Raw genomic sequence first — 9,472 nt, 5'->3', positions numbered from 1 at the left:
GGGCGGCGGGCAGGCGCGGCAGCTCGTTCGTCGGCGGTCCGGCCGGCCCGGACGGGTCCAGGTCGCGGGTGTCCTGGGTGCCGCCGGGCGGCTTGCTGAACCAGCCAGACTCGGCCGTGGGGAGGACCGGCGGAAGCCCCTCCGCGGGCCGCCCGTAATCGGACGGCGGCCCGGACGGTGGCATCGGCGGCGCCATGGACGACCCGGACGAGTACGTGTGATCGGAGGTGAACCACGACGACGGCTCCGGCGCGGGCGGAATCCCGAACGAGGAGTCGAAAGCAGAGTCGAAGGAGGAGTCGAAGGACGGGTGGCCGAACGTCGGCAGCGAGGGCGTGGCCTGCATGGGGATGTGCACGGGCGGCGGCTCGTGCAGCGGCGGCGGCCCCGAGACCGGCAGCCCGGACGGGTCGAACCTGGGCCCAGGCACCATGGGCCCCGAGGACACCTGTCCCCCCGGCGCCGCGCCCGCGGGCAGGTCGCCGGGGACGGCGGTGAGCAGCGTCTCCGGCAGCAGCACCATGGCGGTCAGCCCGCCGATGTCCTGCCTGCGCAACTGCACCCGGACGTTGTGCCGCAGGGCGAGCCGGCCGACCACGAACAGCCCCATGCGGCGTGACACCGACACGTCGACCACCGGCGGGTTGGCCAGCCGCCAGTTGGCCTGGGCCAGTTCCTCGGGGTTCATGCCGATGCCGTTGTCGGTGACCGAGACCATCAGCCCGCCGCCGTCGATGCGGCTGCTGGCGATGACGACCTTGGTGTCCCTGGAGGAGAACGACACGGCGTTCTCGACCAGCTCGGCGAGCAGGTGCACCACGTCGGTGACGGCCTGTCCGGCGACGGCCACCTCGGACTGCACCTGGATACTGACCCGGTCGTAGCTCTCCACCTCGCCGAGCGCGGCCCGGACGATGTCCATCAGCTCGACCGGCTCGCTCCACTTGCGCGCGGCCTCCTGGCCGGCCAGGACCAGCAGGTTCTCGCTGTTGCGCCGCATGCGGGTGGCCAGGTGGTCGAGCTTGAACAGGTCGCCGAGCCTGCCGTCGTCGCGTTCGCCGCGCTCCAGCCGTTCGATCAGCGTGAGCTGGCGTTCGACCAGGGTCTGGCTGCGCCTGGACAGGTTGACGAACATGGCGTTGACGTTGGAGCGCAGCCGCGCCTCGTCACCGGCCAGCCGCACGGCCTCGCGGTGCACCTCGTCGAAGGCGCGCGCGACCTCGCCGACCTCGTCGCGCGAGAAGATCCCGATGGGCGGCACCTTCACGTCGGTCGCGCCGTCACGCGATTCGCGCAGGTGCTGCACGAACTCGGGCAGCCGGCGGCCGGCGATCTCCAGCGCCTCGCCGCGCAGCCGGCGCAGCGGCCGCACCAGCGACCTGGCCACGCCGGTGGTGATCAGCAGGACGGCCACCAGCAGCGCGAGCACCGCGCCCGCGATCACGTAGGCGCGCTGCTCCTCCTCCACGCTGAGCGCCTGGCTGCGCGCGACGATGTCGTCCGCCTGGCGCTGCTCCACCTTGCGCATGGCGCCGACGACGACGTCGGACGCCTCGAACCAGTCCTTGGCGTCTTCGCCCGGGCTCAGGTCGAGGTCGCGCAGCGGCAGGTTCCTGGTGGCCCTGATCAGTACCAGCTCGCGCAGCAGCAGCATGCGGTCGGACGGGCGGCCGTTCACGGTCTCGTCGAAGAGGCGCCGCTCCTCGGGGGTGCCCTCGGCGGCGAGGGTCCTGCGCTCGTTGGTCTCGCGTGACAGCTCGCCGAGGAAGCGCTTGAGCTGGTCCTGGTCGAACGCCCCCGCCTGCAGGACGACGGTGACCAGCGCCTGCTGCAGCGACAGGCTCTCCTTGGCCCGGGCGAGCGCGTCGAGCATGCGGGTCTGGCGGAACAGCTCGTCGTCGGAGCTGTCCTTGATCAGCTCGTTGTGCACGGAGAGCAGGTCGTTGATGATCGTGGTGTAGAGCTCGACGGCGGCGCCGGGCAGCAGGTCGGCCTGCATGGCCTGCTGGCGCAGCCCGGACAGGTCGGTCAGCCGGCCGAGCAGGTCCTCGATCTGGTCGGCGGTGCGGCCGCTGACCTCGCCGACGAGCTGGTCGGCCAGGGCACTCACCCGGTCGGCGGAGGCGTCGACCTGGTTCATGTGCGCGCGCACGCCGCCGACCCCGCCGCTCGGCCTGCCGCGCGCGATCCACCAGGACGTCCTGGCCCGCTCGCCGGAGACCAGGTGGGTCAGGTCCGCCACCTGCTGGGAGAGCTGGGCGAGACGGTTGGTGCGGGCGTAGTCGGCGGCCGCCCCGGTGGAGGCGAACACCTGGAACCCGCCCAGCAGCACGGCCGCCGCGGTCGGAATGAGGATGAGGGCGACGAGCCGGGCCCGGACCCGCCAATTACGCAGGCGCCAGTTGCCCTTGGTCGCCTGCCTCTGGCCCAACTCTGTACTCACCGAACGCAACCTCTCGCCCGAAAGCGGCGTATTTGAGGGGGCTGTGGCCCCTGGGGATATCAGCAAGTGTCGGCAATTGGAACACATCCCGTACAGGACAGCCAAACGAACATAACGCGACAAAAGTCGAGTTGTGTGACTCCTGGGAGGAAACCTGGAACTCCAACTCACCGAAAAATGCGGCGGGAAATAAACCCGTCACGCGATAAGTGTCCGATTATGGGCGATTGGTGCGTTCCAATCCCGTAACACCCGAGAAGCACGATGGTCTCTGGACGGTCACAGCGTTGAGATTCGCGCTATTCGCATCATATGTTGAGGCCCGTCAATCGAGGAGGCGATGTGACGGTTTCTCCCGACAGTGCGGCCATCAACGTCGAGAGGCTGTGGAAGATCTTCGGCCCTCGGGCGGAAAAGGTGCTGAACAGCGAGGACAAGCACCTCGACCCGGCCACGCTGAGAGAGAAGACCGGTTGCACCGCCGCCGTCCGAGACGTGAGCTTCGACGTGCGCCCCGGCGAGGTGTTCGTCGTCATGGGACTTTCCGGCAGCGGCAAGTCGACCCTCGTCCGCTGCCTGACCAGGCTCGTCGAACCCAGCGCCGGCGAGATCAGGATCGGCGGCGAGGACGTCGGCCGCGCCTCGCCGCACCGCTTGCGCGAGATCCGCCGGCATCAGGTCAGCATGGTCTTCCAGCACTTCGGCCTGCTGCCGCACCGCAAGGTCGTCGACAACGTCGCCTACGGCCTGGAGATCCAGGGCGTGGCCAAGTCGGCCAGGCACGCCAGGGCCGGCGAGATCCTCTCCCTGGTCGGGCTCGACGGCTACGCCGACGCCTATCCCGACCAGCTCTCCGGCGGCATGCAGCAACGCGTCGGCCTGGCCCGCGCGCTGGCCGTCGACCCGCAGGTGATGCTGTTCGACGAGCCGTTCAGCGCGCTCGACCCGCTGATCCGCCGCGACATGCAGGCCGAGGTGATCCGGCTGCACCGCGAAGTCGGCAAGACCATGGTGTTCATCACGCACGACCTGTCGGAGGCGCTCAAGCTGGGCGAGCGCATCGCCATCATGCGGGCGGGCGCGATCGTCCAGCTCGGCACGGCCGAGGAGCTGGTGGGCGCGCCGGCCGACGACTACGTGGCCGACTTCGTCCGCGACGTGCCGCGCGGCGACGTGCTGACGCTGCGCTGGATCAGCCGCGAGCCCGAGCCCGGCGAACGCCTCGACGGGCCCACGCTGCCCGCCGACACCGTCATCAGGGACGCCATCCCCGCCACCACCGCCTCCGCCCAGCCGATCAGGGTGGTGGACGGCGACGACCTGGTCGGCGTCGTGGACCGGGTGGACATCCTGAACGCCATGGCCGCCGCCCCCGCGACCGCCGCCACCGCCATGCCGAGCGAGAAGACCGTGGCGAACGGGAAGGCCCCGGCATGACCGCGCCCGCGGCGCCCGCGACCCCGGCGACGTCCGGCCCGGTGACGTCCGGCCCGGTGGCCTCGCCGCCGCGCGTGCGCCTGCCGCGCTGGGCGGTGCCCGCGGGCGTCGCGGTCGTGTTCGCGGCCAGCGCGCTGGCCTTCCACGGGACGGGAACGCTCCCGCACGACGATGAGGCATGGCAGTTCACCTCCATCACCGAGCTGCGTGAATGGATCGACGCCAACCGCAACTCCAACCCGCTGTTCCTGTACTTCATCAACTACCTGCGGCTGTTCGTCGAGGTCGTCTACGAGACGTTCGCCGCGGCGATGCAGGCCCTGGGCTGGCCCGGGCTGATCGGGGTCATGGGCGGCCTGGGCTGGCTGGCCGGGGGCTGGCGCGTCGGGCTGCTCGCGACGGCCGGGTTCGGCGCGTTCGCCGTGATGGGGCTGTGGGAGCCGAGCGTGCTGACGCTGGCCCTGGTCAGCACGGCGGTGCTGCTGTCGCTGGCGATCGGGATCCCGCTGGGCGTGTGGGCCGGGCGTTCACCGCGGCTGCACCGGGCCATCACGCCGGTGCTGGACATCATGCAGATCATGCCGACGTTCGCCTACCTGGCGCCGCTCGCGCTGTTCTTCCACATCGGCGCCCCGGCCGGGGCCGTGGCCACGATGATCTACTCGATCCCGCCCGCGATCCGCATCACCGCGCTGGCCATGCAGCAGGTCTCGCCGACCGCGGCAGAGGCGTCGGACTCGCTGGGCGCCACGCGCAGGCAGACCCTGCTCAAGGTCTATCTGCCGCTGGGCCGGGCCACGATCACGCTGGGGATCAACCAGACCATCATGATGGCGCTGTCGATGGTGGTGATCGCGAACCTGATCGCGGCGCCCGGCCTGGGCAGCAACATCCTGCGCGGGCTCACCCAGACCGACGTGGGCGTCATGCTCCCGGCCGGCCTGGCCATCGTCATCATGGCCATGGTGCTCGACCGCATCACCATGGCGGCCGCGGGCCGGCCAGGGCGCCGCGGGCTCGGCCCCGCCCGGTGGGCGCCGGCCGCCGGGCTGGCCGTGGCCGGGATCGGGTTGTCGTTCGTGCTGCCCGCCGCCTTCCCCGAGCAGTGGATCCTCCGCATGACCGCCCCGGTGAACGCGACGGTCAGGTGGGCCGAGCAGAGCTGGTACGGGTTCACCGAAGGGCTGAAGAACACCGTCTCCGCCGTCCTGCTCAACCCGTTGCAGGAACTGCTCACGCAGTCGCCGTGGTGGCTGGTCGGCGCGGCCGTGCTGGTGGTGGCCTGGTGGGCCAGCGGGGTGCGCCCTGCGCTGACCGCGGTCGCCTGCCTGGCCGGGCTCGGGCTGCTCGGGCTGTGGGAGCACAGCATGGAGACGCTCACCACGGTCCTGGTCGGCGTGCTCATCACCATGATCGTCGGCTTGGCGCTGGGGGTGGCCGCGGCCCGCTCGCCGCGTTTCTCGGCCGTGCAGCGCCCGGTGCTCGACGCCGCGCAGACGCTGCCCGCGTTCGTCTACCTGCTGCCCGCGCTGGCCCTGTTCGGCGCGACCAGGTTCACCGCCATCTTCGCCGCGATCATCTACGCGGTGCCGCCGGTGGTCAGGCTGGTCGAGGACGGGATCCGCGGCGTGCCCGCCACCGTGGTCGAGGCGGCCACGTCCGCCGGCTCCACCTCGCCGCAGCTGCTGTGGAAGGTGCAGCTCCCGGTGGCCAGGCGGGCCATCCTGCTGGCCGCCAACCAGGGGATCGTCATGACGCTGGCGATGGTGGTGGTCGGCGGTCTGGTCGGAGCCGGGGGGCTCGGCTACGACGTGGTGGCCGGCTTCTCCCAGAGCAGCGACTTCGGGCTGGGCTTCGCCGCCGGCCTGGCGACGGTCCTGCTCGGAATCATGCTCGACCGCATCACGCAGGGCGTCGACAAGCGCCCTTCCCCCCGAGTAAAAGGATGACCAACATGAAAGTTCGCCTGCTCGCAGGCCTGTTCGCGCTGGGACTCGCGGCCACCGCCTGCGGCGGGGCCACGGTGAACAGCGGCAGTGGCACCACCTCGACGGCCGTGCCACAGGGAACCGCGAGCGCGTCCGGCGGCGGCACCGTGAAGATCGCCATCAACAACTGGGTGGGTTACGAGGCCAGCGCGCACGTCGTGGCCTACCTGCTGAAGAACGAGCTGGGCTACACGGTCGAGCTGCCCGAGCTGAAGGAGGAGATCAGCTGGCAGGGCTTCGAGTCCGGCGCCGTCGACGTCATCATCGAGGACTGGGGACACCCGGACCTGGAGAAGAAGTACGTCGAGGAGAAGAAGGTCGCCCAGAACATCGGCCCGACCGGCAACAAGGGTGTGATCGGCTGGTACGTGCCCAAGTGGATGGCCGACAAGTACCCCGACATCACCGACTACAAGAACCTCAACAAGTACGCCGAGCTGTTCAAGACCTCCGAGTCCGGTGACAAGGGCCAGCTGCTCGACGGCGACCCCAGCTTCGTCAGCCACGACGCCGCCCTGGTCAAGAACCTCGACCTGAACTTCAAGGTCGTCTACTCGGGCAGTGAGGCCGCGCTGATCAAGGCCGCGGAGACCGCGCAGACGCAGAAGAAGGCGCTGCTGATGTACTTCTGGCAGCCGCACTGGCTGTTCAGCAAGGTCGAGCTGGCCCGGGTCAACCTGCCGCCGTTCAGCCAGAGCTGCGACGCCGACACCAAGAAGGTGGCCTGCGACTACCCCGAGTCCGACCTGAACAAGATCGTGAGCACCAAGTTCGCGACGACCGGCGGCAAGGCGTTCGAGCTGGTCAAGAACTTCACCTGGACCAACGAGGACCAGAACCAGGTCGCCAACGACATCACCAACGGCGGCTTGAGCCGCGAAGAGGCCGCCAAGAAGTGGGTCGAGGCCAACACCGCCAAGTGGCAGGCGTGGCTTCCCAAGTGATCCGTCCAGTTACCCCTTGACCGTGGTCCCCGGCCTCCGGGGGCCACGGCAGCGGAGAATCCCATGCGAACCAAGACGCTCACCGGGCCGCTGATCGCGGCCCTGCTCCTGACGGCCTGCTCGAGTGCGGAGCCCAAACCGCCCGCCGGGTCGAAGGGCACGGTGAACATCGACATCCACGCCTGGCTCGGGTACGAGGCGCAGGCGGCCGTGCTGGCCCACCTGCTCGAGAACGAGCTGGGTTACAAGGTGCGGACCCGGACGATGAAGGAGGACGAATCCTGGAAGGATTTCGAGACCGGCAAGGTCGACGTGATCGTGGAGAACTGGGGTCACGACAGCCTGAAGGAGGAGTACATCGAGCAGAAGAAGGTGGCTCTTTCCGCGGGTCTCACCGGTAACAAAGGCGTGATCGGCTGGTACGTGCCGGAGTGGATGGCCAAGCAATATCCGGACATCACCAACTGGCGCAACCTGAACAAGTACGCACACCTCTTCAGGACCGAAAAGACCGGAAATGCCGGACAAATCCTGGACGGCGACCCGACGTTCGTCACGAACGACGAAGCGCTCGTGAAGAATCTCCAGCTCAATTACCAGGTCGTCTACTCCGGCAGCGAGGACGCGCTCATCAAGGCCGCCCAACGCGCGACCGAAAAACGGACGCCGTTGCTGATGTATTTCTACGAGCCGCAATGGTTGTTCACCAAGGTCAAACTGGTCAAGATCAACCTGCCGCCGTACGCCGTGGGCTGCATGGACGGCCCCAAGGCCAGGTGCGACTACCCGCCGTACCTGCTGGACAAGATCGTCAGCCGGAAGTTCGCCGAGACCGGCGGCAAGGCCTACGAGCTGGTCAGGAACTTCACCTGGACCAACGACAACCAGAACGCCGTGGCCAGCGACATCATCAACAAGAAGATGAACGCCCGCGAGGCCGCCAAGCGCTGGGTGGACCAGAACAAGATCGTATGGAAGGACTGGATTCCCCGGTGAGCTTCGACTACGTCATCGTGGGCGGCGGATCGGCCGGTTGCGCCCTGGCCAACCGGCTGAGCGCCGATCCCTCGGTGTCCGTGCTGGTGCTGGAGGCGGGCCGGCCCGACTACCTGTGGGACGTGTTCATCCACATGCCGGCCGCGCTGATGTTCCCGATCGGCAGCCGCTTCTACGACTGGAAGTACGAGTCCGAGCCCGAGCCGCACATGAACGACCGGCGCGTCTACCACGCCCGCGGCAAGGTCCTGGGCGGTTCGAGCAGCATCAACGGCATGATCTTCCAGCGCGGCAACCCGCTCGACTACGAGCGCTGGGCCGCCGATCCCGGCATGAAGCACTGGGACTACGCGCACTGCCTGCCGTACTTCAAGCGGATGGAACGCTGCCTGGCCGATCCTGGCTCGGACTTCCGCGGCGGCGAGGGGCCGCTCACACTGGAGCGCGGCCCGGCGCGCGGGCCCCTGTTCGAGGCGTTCTTCGCGGCCGTCCAGCAGGCCGGGCACCCGCTCACCGACGACGTGAACGGCTACCGTCAGGAGGGTTTCGCGGCCTTCGACCGCAACATCCACCGCGGCCGCCGGCTCAGCGCCGCCCGCGCGTACCTGCATCCCGTACGCCACCGCCGCAACCTCACGATCAGGACGCGGGCGTTCGTCGACCGGATCGTCTTCGACGGCACCCGCGCGGTCGGCGTGATGTGCGGCGGCGAGCGCATCGACGCCGGCGAGGTCATCCTGTGCGGCGGCGCGATCAACTCACCCCAGCTGCTCCAGGTCTCCGGCGTGGGCCCGAGCGCCCTGCTGGAGCCGCTGGGCGTGCCGGTGGTGCACGACCTGCCCGGCGTGGGCGAGAACCTGCAGGACCACCTGGAGGTCTACGTCCAGCACGCCTGCCTGCGGCCGGTCTCGCAGCAGCCGTCGCTGGCGATGTGGCGGCGGCCGTTCATCGGGGCGAACTGGCTGTTCCTGCGCGGCGGACCGGGCGCGACCAACCACTTCGAGGCGGGCGGGTTCATCCGTTCCAACGACGACGTGGCGTACCCGAACCTGATGTTCCACTTCCTGCCGATCGCGGTGCGCTACGACGGCTCCGCCCCCGCCGGCGGCCACGGCTACCAGGTGCACATCGGGCCCATGTACTCCGACGCCAGGGGCTCGGTCCGCATCACCTCGGCCGACCCGCGGCGCAAGCCCGCGCTGCGCTTCAACTACCTGTCCACCGAGCAGGACCGCCGCGAGTGGGTGGAGGCGATCAGGCACGCCAGGAACATCCTGGCCCAGCCCGCCTGGGACGGCCTGAACGGCGGCGAGATCTCCCCCGGCCCCGGGGTCGAGACCGACGAGGAGATCCTGGCCTGGGTCGCCAAGGACGGCGAGACCGCGCTGCACCCCTCCTGCACCTGCAGGATGGGCACCGACGACATGTCGGTCGTGGACCCGGAGACCCTGCGCGTGCACGGCCTCGACGGGCTGCGGGTGGTGGACGCCTCGATCATGCCGTACGTGACCAACGGCAACATCTACGCCCCGGTCATGATGCTCGCCGAGAAGTCCGCCGACCTCATACTGGGCAACACCCCGCTCCCCCCGGAGCCCCTCGCCTTCCACCGCCACCGCCCCTGACGACCCCCGGGGGTCAGCGGTCGAGGCGCCGGTACAGGC

The 9,472-nt window shown here is 69.4% G+C and carries 6 protein-coding genes; 5 read left to right on the top strand and 1 reads right to left on the bottom strand.

Annotated features, from left to right (window positions below; genetic code table 11):
• The coding region (locus HII36_RS50725) for a sensor histidine kinase (RefSeq protein WP_173530587.1) at nt 1-2,443 on the bottom strand (2,443 nt) is incomplete at its 3' end.
• 312 nt (nt 2,444-2,755) lie between these two features.
• Between HII36_RS50725 and HII36_RS50720 the strand changes: the two genes are divergently transcribed.
• From HII36_RS50720 to betA, 5 genes are all read left to right on the top strand, one after another.
• Nucleotides 2,756-3,880, top strand: coding sequence for a quaternary amine ABC transporter ATP-binding protein (locus HII36_RS50720; RefSeq protein ID WP_173530586.1), 1,125 nt, complete (start codon nt 2,756-2,758; stop codon nt 3,878-3,880).
• On the top strand, nt 3,877-5,829 hold the full coding sequence (locus HII36_RS50715; protein WP_173530585.1) for an ABC transporter permease: 1,953 nt from the start codon (nt 3,877-3,879) through the stop codon (nt 5,827-5,829). The genes HII36_RS50720 and HII36_RS50715 overlap by 4 nt, the downstream gene beginning before the upstream one ends.
• Nucleotides 5,830-5,834: 5 nt before the next feature.
• Complete coding sequence (locus HII36_RS50710; RefSeq protein ID WP_173530584.1) at nt 5,835-6,812, top strand: ABC transporter substrate-binding protein; 978 nt, start codon at nt 5,835-5,837, stop codon at nt 6,810-6,812.
• Between the two features lie 63 nt (nt 6,813-6,875).
• The gene (locus HII36_RS50705; protein ID WP_173530583.1) at nt 6,876-7,808 is read left to right on the top strand and encodes an ABC transporter substrate-binding protein; all 933 of its coding nucleotides are present in this window, start codon (nt 6,876-6,878) and stop codon (nt 7,806-7,808) included.
• Nucleotides 7,805-9,433 carry a choline dehydrogenase gene (gene betA / locus HII36_RS50700; protein WP_328808269.1) on the top strand — a complete coding sequence of 543 codons (1,629 nt, stop codon included), beginning with the start codon at nt 7,805-7,807 and terminating at the stop codon, nt 9,431-9,433. Before HII36_RS50705 ends, betA begins: the two co-directional genes overlap by 4 nt.
• Nucleotides 9,434-9,472 lie beyond the last annotated feature (39 nt).

It is taken from the genome of Nonomuraea antri (genome assembly GCF_013283785.1).
In the GTDB taxonomy this organism is placed as follows: Bacteria; Actinomycetota; Actinomycetes; order Streptosporangiales; family Streptosporangiaceae; genus Nonomuraea; species Nonomuraea antri.
Note: the sequence above shows the minus strand (reverse complement) of the source record. Positions and strands in the feature narration are given on the sequence as shown.